Origin of the sequence: Sphingobium sp. B10D7B (assembly GCF_025961955.1) — a bacterium.
Taxonomy (GTDB): Bacteria; Pseudomonadota; Alphaproteobacteria; order Sphingomonadales; family Sphingomonadaceae; genus Sphingobium.
Genome location: NZ_JAOQOQ010000001.1, coordinates 2,211,192 through 2,232,937, shown reverse-complemented (window position 1 = coordinate 2,232,937; position 21,746 = coordinate 2,211,192). Strand labels below are relative to the sequence as shown.

Here is a 21,746-nt window from a genome sequence, read left to right as displayed (position 1 = left end):
GCAACGCAGCGGAACAGCCTCAGCGGATCATCGCGCCGCCGAGCAGCGTGAGCAGCTTCACGTCCACCGCATAGCCTTCCGCGCGGCGGCTTGCGATCCAGTCGGCGAAGCCGGCGAGCGGGACGCGGTGAACGCGGATGTCCTCGCCGGGAACGCCGCCGCCGTCGCCCACTTTCTCAAGGTCGAAGGCGCGGAACAGGGTGAAACTTTCCGAGACCATGCCGGGCGAGCTCCAATATTCGCCCAGATCCTCCATGCGGCCTGCGCGATAGCCGGTTTCCTCCTCCAGTTCGCGCGCGGCCGCGAGGCCCGGCTCTTCGCCAGCCGACTCGTCGCCCACCAGCCCGGCGGGCAGCTCGATACATCGGCGCCCGAGGGGGACGCGAAACTGGTCGACCAGCAGAATATGGCGCCCGTCCGTGCCCTCATCCATGGCGATGATGACGGCGGCGCGGATGCCGCGAGCGCGCGAGACATATTCCCACCGCCCGCGCCTCTTGGCGGTAATGAACCGGCCCTCCCACATGGCTTCCTCGGGGAAGCGGAACTCGTCTTCAGGGGTGGCGTCGCTCACAGTTCGATCAGCCGATCCGGCAACTCATTGGGATTGTCGGCGCTTTTGGGGCAATGTTCGGCGAGGATGAGGCCGGCCTTCTCGATGGCGAGCGCCATGCCTTGCGCGATGCGCCCGGCGCGCACTTCGTCGATCATCGCGGCCATTGCTTCGCCCCAGACTTCCGGCGACACGCGCGAGGCGATGGCTTCGTCTGCCACGATTTCCGCGCGATGCTCATCCAGCGAGAGATAGAGCAACATGCCCGTAAGGCGGCGGGTCCGCGCCTCCGCTGAGGTACGGAACAGCAGCAGGGCGCGACGCCGCACCCGCCGTGATTTGGTCGCGCCAGGCGTCACCAGCATCCGCAGCGCCGGTATCGCCAGCAGATAGCGCATGATGAGGAAATGCAGGCACATCTGCCCGAACATCAGCAGGTAGAGCAGGTGTCGCGGCAACTCATGATGCCAGCCGCCGGTCAGGCCGATCAAGGCACGCTCATAAGCTGCGGGGAAGGCGGCAGCAATCAGCGGCACCAGCAGCATGAACAGCAAGGACCAGTGCAGCCCGACATCATGATAGGCATCCGACCGGCGCGCGACGATGGTCACGATTTCCGCGTCGGTCTTCAGTTCGGCCTTCGCCACGGCATCGGTAACGATGCGATGATCGGCTTCGCTCATGGAAATTCGCCTGCCCATCACCAGCCTCCGCTCGCGCCGCCCCCGCCGAAGCTGCCACCACCGCCGGAAAAGCCGCCACCGCCACCCCAGCCACCGCCGCCACCCCAGCCGCCGCCATCATTGTCGCGACTGTTGAGCGCGCTGCGAATGGCCGCTTCCGCCCCCCAGATGATGATGGGGTGGATGCCGCCGCGATAGCGCCGGCCGCCGCGCAACCGCCCGAAAATGGGCAGCACAACGAAGAACAATATGAAGATAGCGAGGAAGATCGCCGGCCCGAAGCCCTTGCCCGCCTGGCGCTTGTCCTGCTCGGCCGCGGCCGAGGCGAGCTTGCGCTGTTCTTCGGGCGGCAGTTCGAGAATGCGCACGATCTCGGCGACGCCCGCGCTGATGCCACCCGGAAAATCCCCATCGCGGAAGCGCGGCGTGATGACATCGCGGATGATGCGGCCGGATAGCGCATCGGTCAGGATCGGCTCCAGACCATAGCCGACCTGAATGGTCAGCCGGCGCTCGTTCGGCGCGACCAGCAGCAGTACCCCGCTGTTGGTGTCCTTCTCGCCGATGCCCCAGGCGCGACCAAGCCGATAGCCATAATCGCTGATCTCATAGCCATTGAGGTCCGGCACGGTCGCCACGACCAGCTGGCGCCCGGTGGTTTTTTCCAACGTCTCGGATTGCTGGGTAAGGGCTGCCTCTGTGGCGGGGTCGAGAATGTCGGCGCCGTCCACCACCCGCCCGGTCAGCGCGGGAAAGCTCTGGGCAAGCGCCGCATCCGGCCGCAGCATGAGCAGCGCGACCAGCACCAGCATAAAGCGCATCAGCGCCGGCCCGATGGCCGGCGCGACAGGGCGGTGGGAACGGGTCAATTGCCGTTGAACATCGCGCCGACATCCGGCGTGGTGTCAGCACCGGCCTTGGCCTCGAAGGGCGTCAGCGGCTTGGCGCCATGGATCAGCTTGGCGCCGATCATCTCCGGGAAGGTGCGGATGCGCGTGTTATAATCCTGCACCGCAAGATTATAGTCGCGGATCGAGATGTTGATGCGGTTTTCCGTGCCCTCAAGCTGGGTCATCAGGTCCGCGAAGCGCTCCTGGCTCTTGAGGTCGGGATAGCGCTCGACGGTGACGAGCAGGCGGGAGAGGGCGCCGCTCACATTGTTCTGCGCAGCCTGAAACGCCTGGACCTTGGCCGGGTCGCTCAGTTGATCTGCAGTGACCTGCACCTGCGTCGCGGACGCGCGGGCACTGATCACGCCTTCCAGCGTCTCGCGCTCGATCTGCGCGGAATTGCGCGCGACCGCGACGAGATTGGGAATGAGGTCGGCCCGGCGCTGATAAGCCGCCTGCACGTCAGCCCATTTGGCCTTGGCATTTTCCTCGGCGGTGGGCACCGAATTGATCCCGCAGGCCGCCAGCGCCAGCGGCAAGGCAAGCAGCAGAAACATGCGCAGTGCTTTGAATGGCGATGAAAGCGTGGCCATGGCGGTCTGTCCCCTCATAAGGCGGTGTATCGCTTGAGTGATACGCTAAATAGGGTGTTGATTGCCCGCCCGCAACGGGCTTAGCTGCCCCGCATCATCCAAATCCATCATCAGCAGCCCGCAGACGGCAGGGGAGAAACACGATGCTGACCGAATTCAAAGCCTTCATCGCACGGGGCAATGTCCTCGATCTCGCGGTGGGCGTCATCATCGGCGCGGCCTTTGGCGCTATCGTCAGTTCGGTGACGGACGATCTCATCATGCCGGTCATCGGCGCGCTGCTCGGCGGCCTGGATTTCTCCAACTACTTCGTTCCGCTGGCCGCCGTCCCCGCCGGGACGGAGCCCACCCTGGAGGCCATGAAGGCTGCGGCGGTGCCGGTGTTCGCTTATGGCTCGTTCATCACGGCGGTGATCAAGTTCTTCATCCTCGCGTTTGTCATTTTCCTGATCGTGCGGCAGGCCAACCGCTTCTTCGTTAAGAAAAAAGCAGAGGAGGTTGCAGCGCCCGCTGGCCCCTCCGAGGTCGATCTTCTCAAGGAAATCCGCGACGTTCTGAAGGCGAAGCCCTGATCGGTCCGTCGCATCGCGGTGAACGAAAGGTTGCCGAGCCGGGAACCTTTGTCGCTGCGGGGGTTTTGTTTGCAGTCTCGTGACAGATGGCGGGACCTAACAGGAGACAGACGCGTGAAACCCATGATGATCCTTGCCGCTGCAGGCGTAGCCCTGACGCTGGCCGCATGCGATTCCAAGGAAGCGCAGAACGTCGAAGATGCCTATGACAACCGGGCGGACGCGATTGACAACCAGGCTGACCAGCTTGAGCAGGCGAGCGACCACATGAACGGCGCTGCTGAAGACCGCGCGGAAAACGCCGTGGATCGTCTTGAAAATCGTGCGGATGCCGTGCGGAACATGGGCGACGAGAAGGCTGACGCGATCGACGCGGCCAAGTGAATTGCCAATTGATCTAAACGCTCGCTGAGCGTTTGGTTCGACCGGCCCGGCATAGTCCACAGGGATTATGCCGGGCTGTTTGCGTCTGCGGGCTTCTCAACCGCGAATTGATCCCTATATGAGGATTTGCCGGCTTGTCCGGCTATGGCGATAAACTGCGGCGTGTAATAGGCGCAGCGGACCCGGGGGCGGTACCCGGCGGCTCCACCAGAAGTGGCTCTTCCTTTCAGGAAGAACTGTTCCTGACGGGGCCGAACTAGGATCGACGTGTGTTGAAAAACGCTGTTTTTGCCCGGGCTGAGTAACCCGTTCAAGGCTCAAAACCCATAAGTGCCAACGATAACGAAGCACTTGCTCTTGCAGCGTAATTGAGGGCCTCACGGCCTGACATTACCCTAACAGAACGCGGTTGGACCGAACCGGGCAACAGAATCGGATTCCAGCGGCACGGGGAGCGCCGGGCAACAGAAGCTCCCCACCTCAGCCCTTCTCGCTCAGCTTTTGAAGACCCGACTTCTGTGGGGCGCTGCTTCGCGCGGCTCTGGAGATTGCGGGCCCTGAGCGCTGAAGCACAGAATCATGAATATTACAGAATTATGACAAAATGCTCCTCTCGTACGTACACACGAAAAATCATGACTATCCTTATGATTTTGTGAATTTAAAAATTTTTGTTCGAATATTGATAGCGAGTCATAAAACTGAAATACTCTCGGTCAGATTTCAAAAGATACGAGAGGAATTGTCATGAATTTCAAGATTTTGATTGCAGGAGGCGCCGCGCTCGCGGCACTGGGCTGCACAGGCGCGATCGCCCAGACCGGCGGCGCCACGGGCAGCTACGCCGCCACCGCCATTTCTGCCGGAAATCTCGATGAAGCCGAGCGGCTGTTGCAACCGGCCAGCATGACCGATGCTGCCGATCCCGCGCGGCTCATCAACATCGCGACGGTCTATGCGCGCACGCAGCGCAAGGCCGAGGCGCGCGAGGCGCTGATGCGCGTTCAGTCGCTGCCCGCCGAGCAGCTCGATCTGGCCGATGGCGCCAGCTATTCGAGCCACGCCGTCGCCCGCACCCTGCTGGCGCGCCTCGATCAGCATTGAGGCCGATCCGGCTTCCGGCCGGACATCATCCCGAAAAGGTGCGCGGACGCAGGTCTTGCGCACCTTTTTTCTATGGAGGGGAACGGCGAGCCCGCCACCGGCAGCTCCAATGCCGTACGTCCTCCCGCTTCCGAAAGCTGGGCCGATCTTCGCGACCTAACCCTTGCGTCCGCCGCTGCCCCAAGCCCCTGCAATAAAACTGACATGAATCCGTCACGCGGATGACGCGGGGATTGCATCCCGCTGTCACACTCATCGCCTAGCTGCCGCGCCGAGGGCGCAAGGGGGACTTCACAGAGTCGCTACTCCCGTTGGCCGTCCTGCAATCGAAATCCGGAACATCCGGCAGCGGAGACGACGATGAAACTGATCAATCGGACTATCAACTTCATGCTGGCAGGCGCGGCCCTGCCGCTGCTCGCCGGTTGCGGTGCGCAGGATATCGCGTCGCCGGGCACGGGCGGCAATGTCATCGTCAACCCGACACCCACCCCGTCGCCGACGCCCACACCCACGCCGACAACGAGCGTAACGCCAGCTGCCGGATGCCCCACGATCGCAGATCCGCAGGGACTGACCGACGCAGGCACGATCACGGGCTCCACCGGCACCTGGCGCGTCTGCAGCCTTCCGGCACAAATTCGCGCGAACGTGACTTTGCCCAAGGTCGCCGGCCTGCTGTATCAACTCCCCGGTCGAGTCGATGTCGGCTGCGATCGCGGTCCTTCCGACGCGTTGGTCCCCTCCGGCTGCACGATCCCCGCTGTTACGCTGACGATCGAGCCTGGCGTGATCGTCTATGGCGGCACCGGTGTGTCCTGGCTGGCGGTCAATCGCGGCAACAAGATCAACGCTGTCGGCACCGTCGCAAAGCCGATCATTTTCACCAGCCGCGACAATGTGCTTGGTCTGAATGACGACTCCAAGTCGGGTCAGTGGGGCGGCGTTGTGCTGCTCGGCCGTGCGCCGACCACCGATTGCGCCATCGGCGGCGCGACCCCGGGCTCCAATGATTGCTATCGTCAGACCGAGGGCGCGGCCGACCCGGCCTATTTCGGCGGTCAGATCGTGGCGGATAACAGCGGTACGATGCGTTACGTCCAGATCCGCTACTCTGGTTATGTGCTGGGCGCGAACTCGGAGCTCCAGTCGCTCACGCTGGGCGGTGTCGGCTCGGCCACGACCCTCGATCACATCCAGAGCCACAACAGCTCGGACGATGCGGTCGAAGCTTTCGGTGGCGTGGTGAATATGAAGCACTTCGTGTCGACGGGCGCTGAGGACGACATCCTCGACACTGACACGGGCGTGAAGGCGAACATCCAGTTCGTCCTCGGCATCCACCGCGCTGGCGGCGGCGCCGGCGACTCGTTCATCGAGGCGGACAGCGACAATGCCTTCACCACCAACACGCCGCGCCAGAACACCAAGGTGTCCAACGCCACGTTCATCGGTCGTTCGACGGCCAACAGCAACGGCGCGCTAGTCTACATCCGTGGTGCGGCCGACTACACGCTGGTCAACAGCATCGTCATCAGCCCGAACTTCCCCTGCCTCGGCATCAGCCAGGCGGCGACGGCTTCTGCCACGGTCGATGCCGCAACCGACGAAGCCGGCGCGCCCGTTTTCCGCTCGGTGCAGATGCAGTGCCCGTCCAGCGGTGCCTTCTTCGGGAAGAACAGCGTGACGGCGGCTGACGTGCAGGCCATCTTCCAGGCCGGCACGAACAATAGCGCGGCCTATACCCCGTCGCTGGTGAGCGTGTTCGTCAACGGCACCACCGAGAATGGCGTCAGCGCCTTCGACGTGACGACCCTCGGCTCCTTCTTCACGGCGGTGAACTACATCGGCGCGGTGAAGGACGCCAATGACAGCTGGTACCAGGGTTGGACCTGCAATTCCGGCACGGCGACCTTCGACAATGGCTCGGACACCACCCGCGCCTGCACGTCGCTGCCGACCGCCTGACACAATAGATGACAATGGAGGCGGGTGGATGCGCAGCGCACCCGCCCGCCTCTCTCCACAGTGATTTAAGGGGACTATCGATGGTGACGCCGCTCCGTTTCGCGGGTCTGCTGCTCGTGACAACCGCATTGACCGCATCCGCCGCCTGGGCTCAGGACATGGATGCCGCGCAGACCGCCGACGGCGCGAGCGAAGCGGCGGCTGCACCCGCCGATGCCGCAGAGGTTTCCATTCCCGGCGGCGGCGACATCATCGTCACCGGCCGTCGCGGCGCGAACATCGAGCGATCGGCACCCGCCGTCGTCTCCTTGCTCTCGGCCGAAGCGATTGCCCGCACCGGTGAGGGCGACATTGCCGGCGCCCTCGGGCGCGTGACCGGGCTTAGCGTGGTCGGCAACGGCTATGTCTATGTGCGCGGTCTGGGCGATCGCTACTCGCTGGCGCTGCTCAACGGCTCGCCATTGCCGAGCCCGGAGCCGCTCAAGCGCGTCGTTCCGCTCGATCTCTTCCCGACCAGCCTCGTCGCCTCGTCGCTGGTGCAGAAGAGCTATTCGGCCAATTTCCCCGGCGAGTTCGGTGGCGGCGTGATCAACCTCACGACCCGCGCGATCCCGGATGACTCCTTCCTCAGCATCTCGGGCGGGCTCAGCTTCAACAGCGAGACCACGGGTCGCCTGGGCTATACCTATTATGGCTCGCGCACCGACTGGTCGGGCTTTGACAATGGCGCGCGCGATACGCCGCCGGCGCTGGCCCAGTTCTTCGCCAGCGGCGCGAAGATCAGCGACGTGGGCGTCGATCAAGCGGCCATCATCGGCCAGATCGCAAATGGCCGGAACGCCATCGTCCAGCGCAACTTCAACATGCCGCCGAGCGGCAGCGTGGCATTGAGCGCCGGTACCAGCCTGGATCTTGGCGGATCGACGCTCGGCGTCATCGCCAGCGCCGGCTGGAGCAGCAAGTGGCGCACGCGCGACATTCTCCAGCAGTCAGCCGCTAGCCTGGACCTGTCGCAGCTCGGAAGCGATTTCCACACGGTAGCGACCGACAACCGCGTGGTCGTCAACGGCCTGCTCGGCTTTGGCCTGGAATTTGGCGAGCAGAAGCTGCGCTGGACCAATCTCTACATTCGCGACACGATCAAGCAGGCGCGGCTCTCCAACGGCCAGATCGCGGCGTCCGCCGGGTTCGATTTCCTCAATCAGGATACCGCCTGGTATGAGCGGCAGCTCATCAATACCCAGTTGGTTGGCGAGCTGCGCTTCGGCGAGCTGAAGGTCGATCTGCGCGGCAGCTACGCCAATTCGCAGCGCGAGGCGCCCTACGAGCTCGGCTTCACCTATGTCCGCACCAACGCGCCGACCAGCATCGATCCGTTCGGCGATCAGTACATCAACCGCCTGAGCGGGCAGGTGGGTACGGCTAATTTCTCCTTCTCGGACCTGAATGAGAACCTGCTCTCGGGCGGGATCGACCTGTCCTACCCGCTGCTGCCGACTGTGCGGGCGACTGTGGGCTATGCCTATATGAAGACGATCCGCACCTCCGAGCGGCGCGACTTCCGCATCCAGGCGCCGGGCAGCTTCCCGGCTGGCGTTGGTGCGCTCCGCCCCGATCTGCTGCTGGACGGCGACCTCGCAAAATATTTCGGCTACCAGCTCTTCGAGACGACCGAGACCGATCCGGCCTTCCGCGCCCGCATGAAGGTGCATGGCGCCTATGGCCAGATCCAGGCGACGCTCATGGACGGCCTCGATCTCAACGCCGGCGTTCGCTACGAGCGTGGTTTTGAAGCGGTGCGGCCGATCCAGGTGTTCAGCGTTCCGAGCAGTTCCAACGCGTCGACGGGTCTCAAGAAGGACTATTGGCTCCCGACCGCCACGCTCACTTACGCGTTCGGCGACATGCAAGTCCGCGCCAATGCCTCCAAGACCATCGCCCGCCCGCAGTTCCGCGAGTTGATCTTCCAATCCTATTACGATCCGGAGACCAACACGTCCTTCCAGGGCAATCCGCTGCTGGTCGATAGCGAATTGTTCAACGCCGAACTGCGCTACGAATGGTATTTCGCGCGGGATCAGCGCATCTCGCTGGCGGGTTTCTACAAGAAGATCGACCGCCCGATCGAGACCTACATCTCGCCCGTCGGCGACAACAGCTTCACCACTAGCTTTGCCAACGCGCCCAAGGCCAATCTCTACGGCGTCGAGTTCGAGACGCAGAAATACTGGTCGCTGGGTGACATGGCGCCGGACCGGCGCGTGGTGACGATCCTCAACTACACCTATTCGCGCTCCAAGCTGAAGGTGAAGGCGGACGATCAGGTGTTGATCTACGGCGTGCCGCCGCAGGTCGCGACCAACGTGTTCCGCGATGGCGCGTCGCTCACCGGCCAGTCCGATCACCTGCTCAACATGCAGATCGGGCTCGAGGACACGTCGCGCCTTTCGCAGCAGACCTTCCTCATCAACTATGCCAGCCAGCGCGTGACGCGGCGCGGCTTCTCCGGCCAGCCGGACATTGTCGAGCAGCCGGGCTTCACGGTCGATTTCGTGGCGCGGCAGGGCATCCAGCTCGGCCGGGTTGAAAGCGAGCTGAAGCTGGAGGTGCGCAACATCACAGGCACCAAGTACAAGGAATTTCAGGATAACGGCGTGAACCGGGTCTACTACAATCTCTACAAGCCCGGCACGAGCTTCGAGGCATCGTTCAGCGTCAATTTCTGATCCGATTGACGCACCCATAGCGTGAACGAAGGAGGGCGGCCCCATGGTCGCCCTTTTTCGCGCGCGGGCTTGATCGGGATGGGGACCGCGCCGGGCTTACCCCGCCCAGATGCGCTCGCGATACCATTTCGTGATGATGTACTTCACGCCCGAGCGCACCTTCATGCCGTGATGGATGGTGGCCGGGTTCATCGTCCCGTCCGGCAGGCGATTGTTCCAGGCGACCAGCTTGCCGGTTTCCGGCTGGATCATCTTATCGACCTGGGTGAAGCGCGTGGCGCCACCGGCGGCGGGCTGGTTGAGATAGACCATCAACGTCCAGGTGCGGTTGCCCGAGCGACCGCAATAGCGCTCAAAATCCATGCCGCCCGGCTCGAAATAATCGGTATGCGCCTTGAATTCCTGACCCACGGCGTAGCGCTGCCCCTGCAACTGTTCGCCCTGCGCGGGATCGATGCCGCTATAGGCCGCGAGCTTGGCGTTGATCGCGGCGACGAAGGGGTCGCTATCCTCCAGATCGCAGGTCTCGCTGGTGCGGAAGGCTTCGTAGCCGAGATCATCGGCGATGGTGGAAGGCCGGCGGTTGGCTTCGATGCGATCGATCAGCCCTGCGCATTCGTCCGAATCGAGAAAACCCTTCTTCACGAACAGCGTGAGGTCGCGCCGAGGGAGGCGCTGAATGCCCGGCTGACCGGCAAGAAGAGGTGCGTCGAGCATCGACATGGCTGAACGGTGCGTCTAGCAACGGGAGCGGAGCTGGATCAACCGCTCCACGGCGATTATTTTTGCGGGGTAGACGGCGTCCGACCGGCCATTCAGCGCATCTCAGCGTCGGTTGTCATTTTTTGGTAACCATGGTGAAACGGATCAGTCATACACCGCGCATAGGCAGCGCTTGCTTTGCTGGAGGGCATCAAATCTAGGATGCGGTGGACCGATCTCATTCGGCGCGCGCGACAGGGCCGGCCCGCCGGTTCTTCCAGCCTCGGTCAATGGATCGAGGCGGTGCTGCTCGTCGTCCTCATTATTCAGATCGCCCGGCTGCTCTGGACGCTCGGCACGCCGGTTGGCCTGTTCGGCGACTGGCGCGCGCGTGAGCCCGTGCTCGTCTCCGCGGATGCGCGGAGCGCCCTGTTCGCCGGCTTCGATCCGTTCTTCCGCACCGGCGCGAACGCGGGCGGTGGCGTGCAGCAAGTCACGTCCCTGCCGTTCCGCCTGTTCGGCATCCGTCTCAACGAGGCGTCGGGCCAGGGTTCGGCGATCATCGCCAATGAAGCGGGCGAGCAGGCCAGCTATGCGGTGGGCGATCAGATCGCCCCGGGCATCATCCTCAAGGCCGTGCAGTTCGATCATGTCGTCATCGAGCGCGGCGGTGTCGGCGAGACGCTCTACATCGATCAGTCCGGTGGCGACGCGCCCGTGGTGCCCGCGCCGCCGGCCGAGGGCGGCCCTGCCATGCCGCCGGAGATGGTGACCGGCGCCGGTCCGCAGGCCCCTGCCGCGGCGTTGACGCCCGACTCGGTGATGAAGGCGGTCAACATGGCGCCGCGCAATCAGGACGGGAAGGTTACCGGCATTGTCCTCAACGCCGGCAGCGATAGCGGCGCACTGTCACAGGTCGGCTTCCGGCCCGGCGATATCATCGTGCAGATCAACGGGCGGCCCGTAACATCAATGGGCGACATCGCCCAGTTGCAGGCGGCGCTCCGGCCCGGTGCGCGCCTGTCCCTCATGGTCGAGCGCGGTGCCTCCACCGTGCCCATCTCACTCAATCTCCCGGAACGCCAATGACCCTGCTTCCCAAATTCCGCCGTTTCGCCGGCAGCGCTATGATCGCGCTGCTGCTCGCCGTGCCGGCGGTCGGCCAGTTGACGCTGAATGTGCGGGATGCCGATGTGCGCGCCTTCATTCAGGATGCGGCGCGGGTGACCGGTCGCACATTCATCATCGACAATCGGGTGCAGGGCAAGGTTTCGGTCGTGACGGATCGGCCGCTGTCGCGCTCTGAATATTTCGAGATTTTCCTCTCGACTCTGCGCGCCAACGGGCTGGTTGCCGTGCCTGCGGCGGGCGGCGCGTTCCGCATCCAGCCGGTCGAGGGCGCGGCGGGCCAGCCGGGGCAGGTGGGCCGGGCGGCCAACAGCAACCAGTTCGTGACGGAAGTCATCCGCCTGCGCTCCATCGACGCGCAATCGGCGCTGGAAACGCTCCGCCCGCTGGTGAGCCGCGATGGCTCGATCACCGCCAACCGCTCCGGCCGGTCCATCGTGGTGGCGGATTATGCCGACAATATCCAGCGCATCCGCCAAGTGCTCGCGCAGGTGGATACGGATGGATCGACCACGCAGCTCATCACGCTGAAAAATGCCGGCGCGCGCGAGATCGCCACGTCGCTGCAAGGTCTGCTTGCCGGAGAGGAAGGCGCGCCCTCCCGCGCCAGCATCGTCGCGATCGACAGTTCCAACAGCATCGCCCTGCGCGGTGACGCGACGACCGTGCAGCGCCTCGCCGCGATGGTGCGGGACATCGACGCGCGTGCCGCCTCGGGCACGGAAATTCGCGTCTACTGGCTGCAGCATGCCGATGCCGACAAGATGCTGCCAGTACTGCAGCAATTGCTGGGTCAGGCCGCAGTGGTGTCGGAGACGCCGGCTGCCACGAATGCGCCCAGCGCGCCCGCCGGGTCAGGCAGCGCGCCCGCGGCCCCCGCCGCCACACCGGCGAGCAGTTCGAGCGGGGGCGGCATCGGGCGCGGCCCCGCCGTCGTGACCCGCTATGAAGGCGCCAATGCCGTGATCGTCGCGGCCAATGGCGACACGCAGCGGATGCTTGGCGAAGTGATCCGCCAGCTCGATACCCGTCGCGATCAGGTGCTGGTCGAAGCGATCATCGTCGAAATCGGCGACAATGCCGCGCGGCAGCTCGGCGTGCAGTTCCTTGTCGGCAGCACGTCGACCGGCTTTGCCGCGACGAACTATTCCAATGCCAGCCCGAACATCCTGACGCTGGCCGGCGCGCTTGCCGCCCGAAATCTGAGCCAGACGGAGACGGTGGTGGTGGCGCCCGACGGCACGCGCACCACGACCACGACGACCGAGAATAGCGGCCTTGCCAATCAGCTGCAGAGCGCGGCCGTCGATTCGCTGGCAGCGGCGCGCGGCGGCTTTGGCGGCATCGCGACGGAACTGGGCAGCAACGGCGTGTTCGGCGCGATCATCAACGCCGTCCAGTCGGATACCGAGAGCAACATCCTCTCGACGCCGCACATCACCACGCTCGACAACCAGCAGGCCAAGATGCTCGTCGGGCAGGAAGTGCCGGTTGCGACGGGCGAGGCGCTCAGCCCCAATTTCGATAACAAGTTCCGCACCGTGCAGCGGCAGAATGTCGGCATCATGCTCGACGTGACGCCGCAGATCAGCTCGGAAGGGACGATCAAGCTGTTCATCAAACAGGAGGTCAGCAGCGTCGCCGGGCCGGTCTCCAACAACAGCAGCGATCTCATCATCAACAAGCGCGAGTTCGAAACGACGGTTCTGGTGGATAATGGCGATATCCTCGCCATTGGCGGCCTGCTCGACGAGAATGAGCGCCGGACGATCGAGAAGATCCCGCTGCTGGGGGATATTCCGCTGATCGGTGAGCTGTTCAAATCGCGCAGCCGGGCGAAGGCCAAGACCAACCTGATGGTCTTCATCCGCCCGACGATTCTCGGCAGCCGCGCCGATGCGCGCAAGATGACCGCCCAGCGCTATGGCTATATTCGCGGCCAGCAGATGCTCGCCAACCCGGATGTCGAGCCGTCCATCGATCAGCTGGTGCGCGAATATCTGGGCACGACGCCGCCGGTCGCCGAGCCCAAGCCCGGCGATCAGGTGGTCGACGGGCGGATCGCGACCGGGCAGGAGGTGCGCTCCCAGCAGGTCGTGCGGCCGGGCGCAGTCAAGACGACGGACGTGCCATGAGCGAGCCCGAGCGCCCCGCTCAGGCCGAAGGCGCGCCCCTGCCGGTGCCGGCTGAACTGATGCCGCCGGTGCAGGCATCTGACGAGCCCGCGCCGCTGGTTCATGAGACCTTGCCGGTCGATATTCCCTATGCCTTCGCCCGCAAGCATGGCGTGGTGCTGGTGGCGGACAAGGCCGAGGCGGATGCGGCGCAGCCCCGCCTTGCCGTCGCGATGCGGGAGGGCGCCGATCCGCGCGTGTTGGTCGAGGTGCGGCGGCATCTTGCCCGCAGCTTCGATGTCTCGATCGTCAGCCAGCAGGATTTCGACAAGCATCTCTCCAACCACTACGCCATGGAAGGCTCGGCGGCGGCGATGGCCGGCTCGCTCGCCATGGGCGGGGACGATCTCGATTTCATCGCGGGCGACCTGCCGACCGCCGAGGATCTGCTCGACAGCGGCGACGACGCCCCGGCGATCCGCCTGATCAACGGCATTCTCGCCGAAGCGGCCCGGCAGGGCGTCAGCGATATCCATATCGAGCCTTATGAGACAGGCCTCGTAGTGCGGATGCGCATGGATGGCGTGCTGACCGAGACGCTGCGGATGCCGCCGCATGTCGCGCCGGTGGTCGTCAGCCGAATCAAGGTGATGGCGCGGCTGGACATTGCCGAGCGGCGCGTGCCGCAGGATGGCCGCATCGGCCTCACGCTGGGCGGCAAGCTGCTGGACGTGCGCGTTTCGACGCTGCCCAGCCGGGCGGGCGAGCGGGTCGTCATGCGTATTCTCGACAAGGAGAATGCCGGCATTTCGCTCGATGTGCTCGGGCTGACCGGCACCGCCGATGGCGTCTTCCGTCGCGCGCTGGAGGAGCCGAACGGCATCATCCTCGTCACCGGCCCGACCGGTAGCGGCAAGACGACGACGCTCTATGCCGGCCTGCGTCAGTTGAACGATGGCAGCCGCAATATCCTGACGGTGGAAGACCCGGTGGAATATGCCATCGAGGGTGTCGGCCAGACTCAGGTCAATGCCAAGGTCGGTCTCACCTTCGCCGCCGGTCTGCGCGCCATTCTGCGCCAGGACCCCGATGTGGTGATGGTCGGCGAAATTCGCGACCGGGAGACGGCGGAAATCGCCGTGCAGGCCTCGCTCACCGGTCACCTCGTGCTCTCGACCGTCCACACCAATGATGCCGTCGGCGCCATCACCCGGATGCGCGACATGAAGGTGGAGCCATTCCTGCTCGCCTCAACGCTGCGCGCGGTCATTGCCCAGCGGCTGGTGCGGCGGCTGTGCCCGCATTGTCGCGAGCAGGTGCCAGCGGACAAGTCCGTCAGCGCGCTGCTCGGCATTGACGAGGGTACGCTAATCTATCGCCCGCGCGGGTGCGACCAGTGCGGCAATAGCGGCTATAAGGGCCGGATCGGCATGTTCGAGGCCATTCGCGTGGACGAGACGATCCGCCGGATGATCAACGAGGGCGGCGATGAATCGCGCATTGCTCGCCACGCCTATCTCAATGCCCCCAATCTAGTTTCCGCCGCGCGGGCGCTGGTGCTGAGCGGCGAGACGAGCGCGGAAGAGGCGATCCGCATCTCGCGGCACGAAGCGGTCGATGCCTGAAGTTGTGATACCCGAGAGCGGCCATGCCTGAGTTCGACTATGTCGTTATCGATGGCGCCGGGCGGGAGAAGCGTGGGCTGATCCGCGCGGAGACCGCCACCGATGCGCGCAGCGCGCTGGCGGCGAAGAAGCTGTTCGTGGTGCGCATCGGCGATGGGCGGGGGGCCTCGGGCACCAAGGCCGAAGGCAAGGCCCGGCCGGCGCGCAGCCTGCTGAGCTTTGAGCGCAATCGGCTCTCAAACAAGGATCTCACCTTGTTCACGCGCCAGCTCTCCACGCTGGCGCAGGTCTCGCCGCTGGAAGAAGCGCTGCGCACGATCACCCGGCAGAGCGAGAAGCCGCATGTCCGCGAGATCGTCTCGCGAGTCCATCAGGGCGTGGTCGAGGGGCGCACGCTGGGAGAGGCGATGGGCATGGATCCGCGCAGCTTCCCCGGCCTCTATCGCGCGATGATTGCAGCGGGGGAGCGCTCCGGCAGCCTGCCCATGCTCACCGAGCGGCTGGCGGTTTTGCTCGAACGGCAGGCCGTGATGCGCTCCAAGCTGCTGACGGCGCTGGCTTATCCCACCGTTCTCGCGGCGTTCGCGGTGATCGTCATCATCTCGCTGATGATCTTCGTGGTGCCGCTGGTGGTCGAGCAGTTCGATACGCTGGGCCAACAATTGCCGCTGCTCACGCGCATCGTGATGGGCATCTCGAACATGCTGGCAAGTTGGTGGTGGGCGATCCTCATCCTGTTGGTGGCGCTCGGCCTCATCGGCTGGCGGGCGCTCAAGAATGAGGATGTGCGCCTGCGTGCCGACGCGATGCTGCTTGGCGTGCCGTTCGTCGGCCGGCTGCTGCGCGATCTCCACGCCGCGCGCATGGCCCGCACGCTGGCGACGATGGTGCAGAGCCGCCTGCCGGTGATGGAAGGCCTCTCGCTCACCGTGCCGACCATCCACAACCGCGTGTTACGGGCCGCGACGAGCGAGATCGTGGAGTCGGTGCGCGGCGGCGGCAGCCTGTCCGCCGCGATGCGCCGTGCCGATGTGTTCCCGCCGCTGCTTGTCTATCTCGCCGCCAGCGGCGAAAGCGCCGGCCAGCTCGATCTGATGCTGGAGCGCGCCGCCGAATATCTGGAGCGCGAGTTCGACAGCTTTACCGCTGCGGCGCTCTCCATGCTGGAGCCGCTGATCATCATCCTCATGGGTGGTATCGTGGCGATCATCATCCTCTCGATTCTGCTGCCGATCATGCAGTTGCAGAATCTCACCGGTGCCGGAGTCTGACTCATGAAGTTCGCGCGTTTTCTCGCTTCTTCCCTCCGCCGCAAGGCACGGCGGTCGCGATCCTTCGGGCCGGCCCTGCGCGGGCCGCAGCGGCCGAGCGAGCAGGGCTTCACGCTCATCGAGTTGCTGGTGGTGATCGTCATCATCGGCCTGCTCGGCACCATCGTGGCGATTAACGTGTTCGGCGCGCTCGGCACCAGCAATGTCGCCAAGGCGAAGGCCGATATCTCCGTCATCGAATCGGCGCTGGAGCAGTATCGGCTGGATAACCTGACCTATCCCAGCACCAGCGATGGCCTGAACGCGCTCACCGCGCCGCCGCCGGGCCTGGCGCAGCCGGAGCGCTATCGCGTCGGCGGGTACGTCAAGAAGCTGCCGAACGATCCCTGGGGCAAGCCCTATCAATATGCCGCTCCCGGCCGTCGCGGCGCCTTCGACGTCTATTCGCTGGGCGCCGACGGCCAGACAGGAGGCGAGGGCGAGAATGCCGACATCTATTCGAGCGATCTTTAAGGGCAGCGCACCGGCGCCGGTCCGTCAGGGAGATTGAGGCATGAGGCGGGGCACGCCCGGTCATCGGCAGGGCTTGCCCCTGCCGCGCCGCGCGTGCGCATCCGCCGGCTTCACCTTGCTGGAAATGCTGGTCGCCCTTGCCATCTTCAGCCTCGCCGCGCTGGCGCTGGTGCGCCTGCAGGGCGTCTCGGCGCGGACCTCGGTCGATCTCAACAGCCGCACCATGGCGCAGATCGTCGCGCGCAACCTCATGATCGAGCGGATGACCGATCCGCAGCCCCCGGCGCTGGGCGCGAGCAACGGCGTGGCCGAGAATGGCGGCCGCAAATGGCCGTGGATTCAGCGGGTCGACAAGGGGGAAGACGGGCGGCTGCTCATCGTGACGGTGCGTGTGGATGCCGGACCGGGCCAATCGCCCGCCGTGCTGACCTTCGGGCGGCCCGCGCAATGATGCGGCGGGCCCCTGCTTCGCCTGTGACGCGCAGCACGGCCGGCTTCACGCTGGTTGAGCTGATGGTCGTCATCGCGATTATCGGGCTGATCTCGGGCGCGGTTGTCCTCACCATGGCCGATCCGCGCGGGCGGGTTTCGGGCGATGTGGACCGCTTTGCCGGGCGTGTGCGCGCCGCGCGGGACAGTGCCGTCATCGCCGGACGCCCGGTTGCCTTGTGGGTCTCCACCACCGCTTATGGTTTCGAGCGGCGGGCGCAGGGGCAATGGGAGCCGATCACGGAAGGGCCGCTCGCCGCGCATGACTGGTCCGGCGAGACCCGCGCCGCGCTCGGCCAGCAGACGCGTCTGCGGGTGATGTTCGACAGCGTGGGGCAGGCCGATCAGCCGCTCGATTTTGCGCTGGAGCGGGACGGGCAGAAACTGCCGGTGCGCATGATGCTGGACGGCAAGGTAACCAGCGGTGACTGACGCGCGCGCCATTGGCCATGCCCATGCGGGCGAGGAGGGCTTTACCCTCATCGAGCTGCTGGTGGCGGTGATGATCTTCGCCATGCTCGCGACGGCCGGTGTCGTGCTGCTGCGCAGCAGCGTGGACGGGCAGGCCGCGATCGGCCGCAATCTCGATGCGCTGGCCGATGTGCAACGCGGCGTGTCCCTGCTCGATGCCGATCTCTCGCAGGCTGTGACGCGCATCAGCCGGACCGAGGCCGGAACGTTCGCACCTGCTTTCTTCGGCCGCGCCGCGCAGAGCGAGGAGCCGCTGATCCAGTTCGTGCGCGCGGGCTGGAGCAATCCTGCCACATTGCGCCGACCGACCTTGCAGAAGATCGAATATTGGTGGCGGGACGGGCGGCTGGAACGCATCGGCTACCCGGCGCTCGATGGCGCGCAGCCGCCGGCCCCATCCGTGCTGTTCGAGAATGTGACCGCGCTCAGCCTGCGTTACCGGGCCCGCAACGGCGCCTGGCAGGACCGCTGGGCGCCCGCCCGGCCGACCGAACTGCCGACCGTCGTCGAAATCACCGTGGAGCGCCGGAGCGCCGCGCCAGTGACGCTGCGCTTTCCGGTCGGCACGGCCATGTATCAGCCCCCGGCTGAGGGCGCGGAGGCTGCCAGTGCGCCCTGACCCCCTTCATGCCAGCGCGGCAACGCCGGCCCACGAGCGGGGCGCCGCGCTGCTCACCGTGCTGCTGCTTGTGGCCATTCTTTCGGTCGTGACGGCGGTCGCGCTGGATCGGCTGACGTTGGCGAGCCGGATGACCCGCAACATTGTCTCGGCCGATCAGGGCCGCGCCTATCTGCTCACCGGCGAGCAGATGGTGGCCAATCTGGTGAGCGACCTTGTGGCGGTGAACGCGGATCGCACCACCTTGCAGGGCGGCTGGCTGGGCCGCGACCAGACCATCTCCGTGCCCGGCGGCGCGGTGACCGTGCAGTTGGTCGATCGCGGCAACTGCTTCAATCTCAACAGTCTGGTCGTGGGGCCGGAGCCGGCAGGTGGGGTAGAGGGGGATACGTCCACCATGCAACTCGCTGCCCGGCCGGTCGGCATCGCCCAGTTCGCGGCGCTGATGCGCTTGCTCGGCGTCGATCAGAATGCCGCCACCCAGATCGCGATTTCGGCCGCCGACTGGATCGACGGCGATTCAGAGCCGGGCAATGGCGGCGCGGAGGACAATTATTATGCGGGGTTCGATCCGCCCTATCGCGCGGCCAACACATTGATGGCCGATCCGAGCGAGCTGCTGATGGTCAATGCCATGACGCCGCAGATCTATCAGCGCATCCGCCCGTGGGTCTGCGCCTTGCCGACGACGCGGCTCTCGCCGATCAACATCAATACGCTGCTGCCGGGGCAGGCCGTGCTGCTGGCCATGCTCGCGCCGGACGGTCTCGGGCTCGAACAGGCGCGGCAGGTGCTGGCGCAGCGCCCTGCGGATGGGTATGGCAGCGTGAACGCCTTCTGGTCTCTCCCGCAGCTTGTCAGGCTTGCGTTGCCCGAGGATGTGAAGAACCAGACCTTGGCCAAGACGCGCTGGTTCGAAGCGACGTTGCGGGCGGATCTCGGAGGAGACCAGGTGAGTGAGATTGTGCTGATCGATGCGGAGACGCAGCCGGCCCGGCTGATGCGCCGCCAATGGGGTGACGAGAGTTGAAGCACGATTATGTCATTGTCCTGCCGCGCGAGAGCGACACGCCTCCGGTCTGGTATCGGGTGGCGGACGAGCAGATCGTGCGGCGCGGACGCGGCACCGAATGGTTTCCGCCCGAACAGGCGAACGATACCGAGCCCGCCGTCGGCCACGCCATGCTGGTGCTCCCACCGCATGTGACGACGCTCCACTTCATCGCCTGCCCCGGCATGACGCCGAAGCAAGGCGCCGCCGCCGCGCGGCTGATGGCGCTGGAGGCGAGCATTGGCGATGGCGACCAGCTTCACGCCGCCGTCGCCGCCAATGACGATCCCGATGCGCCGTATGTCGTGGCCGTCACCAGCCGCAGCGCCATGACGCATTGGGTGGACTGGGCGGCAGAGCATGGCATCGCGCAGGCAAGTCTCGTTCCCTCCGCGCTGCTGCTGCCGGCGCCCGAGGATGGCTTCGTCCATGCCCCCATTGGCGGCGCGGATGTCGTGCGCGGGCGTGACAGCGTGTTCGATGGCAGCGAACCGCATGCGCCGCTCATCATCGGCGAGGCTTCGCTGACTCGTCTGCCGCCTGATAATGTCGATGAGGCGCTGTTGCTGGCGCTGGCGACGCCGCCGCTGGATCTGCGGCAAGGCACCTTCGCTCGCCGCGCGCCGGCCTTGTTCGGCAAGGATCGCTGGCGGCGCATGGCCATCATGCTCGGGCTCATTCTGCTGGCCAGCCTCATCGTCTCGCTCATCACCATCGTTCGGCTGAATGCGGAGGCCTCCCGCCTCGACGCGCAGACCGTGGCCATCGCGCAAAGTGTCGATCCTGCGGTGGCCGATGCCGCCGGTGCAGAGGCGCGCGTGACCGCCTTGCTCGGCGCGCGGGGCGGGCGCGGCGGGTTCACCGGCACGGTCGCCGGGCTGATGAGCGCCATGCAGGCCAACGCCAATGTCACGCTCACCAGCATCAATCAGGGCAGCGATGGCGCGCTGCGTGTGCAACTGTCCGCCAATCAGGCCGAGGAGATCAATGAGGTGCTGATCGCCATTCAGGAGGCCGGCTGGCGGATCAGCGCCAACGCCGTTCAGCAGCGCGGCGCGCGGATCGTCGCCGATATCACGGTGGTGCGCTGATGCAGGGGCTGCGGACCTGGTGGGCCAATCACAGCCTGGCCGAGCGTCGCTTCATGGCGGGGCTGGGCATCGTGGCGTTGCTGATGTTTCTGTGGCTGGGCGTCTGGCGTCCGGTCAATGATGGCCTGGCAGCCGGCTGGGAGCGACAAGGCGCCGCGCTGGATCGCTATGCGTCGGTGCGGGCCATGGTCGCGGAATTGCGCCAGAAGCCGCAAAAGCGTGCCCAGGGCGAGCGCCTCGCGGTCGATCAACGCGTCGGCCAGACAGCAGCGGAAGCGGGCTTCACGCTCGATCGCGCCGACCAGCAGGGGCAGGGCCGCATGTCCGTGAACATCGCCTCGGCGCGCGTCGGGCCGTTGCTGCAATGGATCGCGCGTCTGGAGGCAGACGGGGTTGCGGTCCAGACGATCAGCATCGTCCCAGGCGCGGCAGAAGGCACCGTCTCCGTACAGGCCGTGTTCCAGGAGACGCGGCCATGATGGCGATGGTCCAGACGACGCGGGCGCGCATCATGCTCGGCGTGATCTTCCTGATCGCGCTGCTGGTCACATGGCCGCTTTATGCCGCCTTCGCGCTGTTCGGCCTCAAGGACATGGGCGTCGCCGCCCGATCCCTGCGCGGGCCGATCTGGTGGGGTGGCGCCGAGGAGTTGCAGATCCGTGGGGTTCAGCTGGGCACGGTGGATGTGTTCCTCAGTCCCATCCAGTTGTTCGTGGGCCGCGTGCGCATCGACATCGTGCGGCGGCTGGGCGACCGCGATGATATCAGCGGGGCATTCACGCTGGGGCTCAACCGGCGCGGTGTGGACGATGTGACCGGATCGGTCGCGCTCGGCGCACCGCTGGCGCCGCTGCCGGTGAGCCGGGTCGAGTTCGAGGATATGACCGTCCACTTCTCCGGCGGCATGTGCACCAAGGCGGAAGGGCGGGTGCGCGCGCGCGTGCCGGCGATCATGAGCGGGCTGGGTCTCGCCAATGGCCTTGCCGGCGCCGTGCGGTGCGCGGGCGATGCGGTGGAACTGCCGCTGGTCAGCCAGTCCGGTCAGGAGCAACTGTTCGTGCGGATCAAGCAGGACGGCAGCTATGAGGCAACGATGCGCATGCGCACAACCGATCCGCTGATCGGTGCGGCGCTGGGCGCCAACGGCTTTCAGGCAGTCAATGGCGAGCAGGTGCTGCGGACCGTCGGCCGGTTCTGAT

Annotated in this window: 22 protein-coding genes and 1 other RNA gene; 18 read left to right on the top strand and 5 right to left on the bottom strand. The window is 65.5% G+C overall.

Going from position 1 to position 21,746, the window contains the following annotated elements; translation table 11 throughout:
* Positions 1-19: 19 nt before the first annotated feature.
* From M2331_RS10620 to M2331_RS10605, 4 genes are read right to left on the bottom strand one after another with little or no spacing between them, the layout of a single operon-like run.
* A complete protein-coding gene (locus M2331_RS10620; protein ID WP_181561476.1) occupies positions 20-526 on the bottom strand; it encodes an NUDIX hydrolase in 507 nt (168 codons plus the stop codon).
* Between the two features lie 44 nt (positions 527-570).
* Positions 571-1,236 (bottom strand): TPM domain-containing protein, encoded by a 666-nt coding sequence (locus tag M2331_RS10615; protein WP_264592360.1) that lies wholly within the window; start codon positions 1,234-1,236, stop codon positions 571-573.
* Positions 1,237-1,253: 17 nt separating this feature from the next.
* Positions 1,254-2,057, bottom strand: coding sequence for a TPM domain-containing protein (locus M2331_RS10610; protein ID WP_264574903.1), 804 nt, complete (start codon positions 2,055-2,057; stop codon positions 1,254-1,256).
* 44 nt (positions 2,058-2,101) lie between these two features.
* Complete coding sequence (locus M2331_RS10605) at positions 2,102-2,719, bottom strand: LemA family protein (protein WP_181560247.1); 618 nt, start codon at positions 2,717-2,719, stop codon at positions 2,102-2,104.
* Between the two features lie 143 nt (positions 2,720-2,862).
* Here M2331_RS10605 and mscL point away from each other — a divergent pair, with 143 nt between their 5' ends.
* The 6 genes from mscL (at position 2,863) to M2331_RS10575 (ending at position 9,473) form a co-directional block, all read left to right on the top strand.
* Entirely contained in the window at positions 2,863-3,291 is a 429-nt protein-coding gene (gene mscL, locus M2331_RS10600; RefSeq protein WP_181560246.1) for a large conductance mechanosensitive channel protein MscL, read from the top strand.
* A gap of 123 nt (positions 3,292-3,414) precedes the next feature.
* Positions 3,415-3,675 (top strand): hypothetical protein, encoded by a 261-nt coding sequence (locus tag M2331_RS10595; RefSeq protein WP_264572283.1) that lies wholly within the window; start codon positions 3,415-3,417, stop codon positions 3,673-3,675.
* An 89-nt stretch (positions 3,676-3,764) separates the two neighbouring features.
* Positions 3,765-4,155: a transfer-messenger RNA gene (ssrA, locus tag M2331_RS10590) on the top strand.
* 267 nt (positions 4,156-4,422) lie between these two features.
* Positions 4,423-4,779 (top strand): tetratricopeptide repeat protein, encoded by a 357-nt coding sequence (locus tag M2331_RS10585; RefSeq protein WP_181560245.1) that lies wholly within the window; start codon positions 4,423-4,425, stop codon positions 4,777-4,779.
* Positions 4,780-5,139: 360 nt separating this feature from the next.
* On the top strand, positions 5,140-6,747 hold the full coding sequence (locus M2331_RS10580; RefSeq protein WP_181560244.1) for a hypothetical protein: 1,608 nt from the start codon (positions 5,140-5,142) through the stop codon (positions 6,745-6,747).
* Positions 6,748-6,827: 80 nt separating this feature from the next.
* The gene (locus M2331_RS10575; RefSeq protein WP_181560243.1) at positions 6,828-9,473 is read left to right on the top strand and encodes a TonB-dependent receptor domain-containing protein; all 2,646 of its coding nucleotides are present in this window, start codon (positions 6,828-6,830) and stop codon (positions 9,471-9,473) included.
* 96 nt (positions 9,474-9,569) lie between these two features.
* Here M2331_RS10575 and M2331_RS10570 read toward each other — a convergent pair whose 3' ends face one another.
* The gene (locus M2331_RS10570; RefSeq protein ID WP_181560242.1) at positions 9,570-10,196 is read right to left on the bottom strand and encodes a prolyl hydroxylase family protein; all 627 of its coding nucleotides are present in this window, start codon (positions 10,194-10,196) and stop codon (positions 9,570-9,572) included.
* A 201-nt stretch (positions 10,197-10,397) separates the two neighbouring features.
* Between M2331_RS10570 and M2331_RS10565 the strand changes: the two genes are divergently transcribed.
* The 12 genes from M2331_RS10565 to gspN are packed head-to-tail and all read left to right on the top strand — an operon-like array spanning position 10,398 to position 21,745.
* Positions 10,398-11,264 carry a type II secretion system protein N gene (locus M2331_RS10565; protein WP_181560241.1) on the top strand — a complete coding sequence of 289 codons (867 nt, stop codon included), beginning with the start codon at positions 10,398-10,400 and terminating at the stop codon, positions 11,262-11,264.
* On the top strand, positions 11,261-13,438 hold the full coding sequence (gene gspD / locus M2331_RS10560; RefSeq protein ID WP_181560240.1) for a type II secretion system secretin GspD: 2,178 nt from the start codon (positions 11,261-11,263) through the stop codon (positions 13,436-13,438). The genes M2331_RS10565 and gspD overlap by 4 nt, the downstream gene beginning before the upstream one ends.
* Before the next feature lie 59 nt (positions 13,439-13,497).
* Entirely contained in the window at positions 13,498-15,042 is a 1,545-nt protein-coding gene (gene gspE, locus M2331_RS10555) for a type II secretion system ATPase GspE (protein ID WP_181561473.1), read from the top strand.
* 23 nt (positions 15,043-15,065) lie between these two features.
* A complete protein-coding gene (gene gspF, locus M2331_RS10550) occupies positions 15,066-16,313 on the top strand; it encodes a type II secretion system inner membrane protein GspF (protein ID WP_181560239.1) in 1,248 nt (415 codons plus the stop codon).
* Between the two features lie 3 nt (positions 16,314-16,316).
* The gene (gene gspG, locus M2331_RS10545; protein WP_181560238.1) at positions 16,317-16,826 is read left to right on the top strand and encodes a type II secretion system major pseudopilin GspG; all 510 of its coding nucleotides are present in this window, start codon (positions 16,317-16,319) and stop codon (positions 16,824-16,826) included.
* 40 nt (positions 16,827-16,866) lie between these two features.
* Positions 16,867-17,277: a type II secretion system minor pseudopilin GspI gene (gene gspI, locus M2331_RS10540; RefSeq protein ID WP_181560237.1), complete on the top strand. Its 411-nt coding sequence runs from the start codon at positions 16,867-16,869 to the stop codon at positions 17,275-17,277.
* Positions 17,274-17,747, top strand: a complete 474-nt coding sequence (locus M2331_RS10535; RefSeq protein WP_264592359.1) for a GspH/FimT family pseudopilin — start codon at positions 17,274-17,276, stop codon at positions 17,745-17,747. The genes gspI and M2331_RS10535 overlap by 4 nt, the downstream gene beginning before the upstream one ends.
* Positions 17,740-18,405 carry a type II secretion system minor pseudopilin GspJ gene (gene gspJ, locus M2331_RS10530; protein WP_264592358.1) on the top strand — a complete coding sequence of 222 codons (666 nt, stop codon included), beginning with the start codon at positions 17,740-17,742 and terminating at the stop codon, positions 18,403-18,405. The genes M2331_RS10535 and gspJ overlap by 8 nt, the downstream gene beginning before the upstream one ends.
* The gene (gene gspK, locus M2331_RS10525) at positions 18,395-19,435 is read left to right on the top strand and encodes a type II secretion system minor pseudopilin GspK (protein WP_181560236.1); all 1,041 of its coding nucleotides are present in this window, start codon (positions 18,395-18,397) and stop codon (positions 19,433-19,435) included. Before gspJ ends, gspK begins: the two co-directional genes overlap by 11 nt.
* A complete protein-coding gene (gspL, locus tag M2331_RS10520; protein ID WP_181560235.1) occupies positions 19,432-20,547 on the top strand; it encodes a type II secretion system protein GspL in 1,116 nt (371 codons plus the stop codon). Before gspK ends, gspL begins: the two co-directional genes overlap by 4 nt.
* The gene (gene gspM / locus M2331_RS10515; RefSeq protein WP_181560234.1) at positions 20,547-21,026 is read left to right on the top strand and encodes a type II secretion system protein GspM; all 480 of its coding nucleotides are present in this window, start codon (positions 20,547-20,549) and stop codon (positions 21,024-21,026) included. Before gspL ends, gspM begins: the two co-directional genes overlap by 1 nt.
* On the top strand, positions 21,023-21,745 hold the full coding sequence (gene gspN, locus M2331_RS10510; RefSeq protein ID WP_181560233.1) for a type II secretion system protein N: 723 nt from the start codon (positions 21,023-21,025) through the stop codon (positions 21,743-21,745). Before gspM ends, gspN begins: the two co-directional genes overlap by 4 nt.
* The last annotated feature ends 1 nt before the right edge of the window (position 21,746 follow it).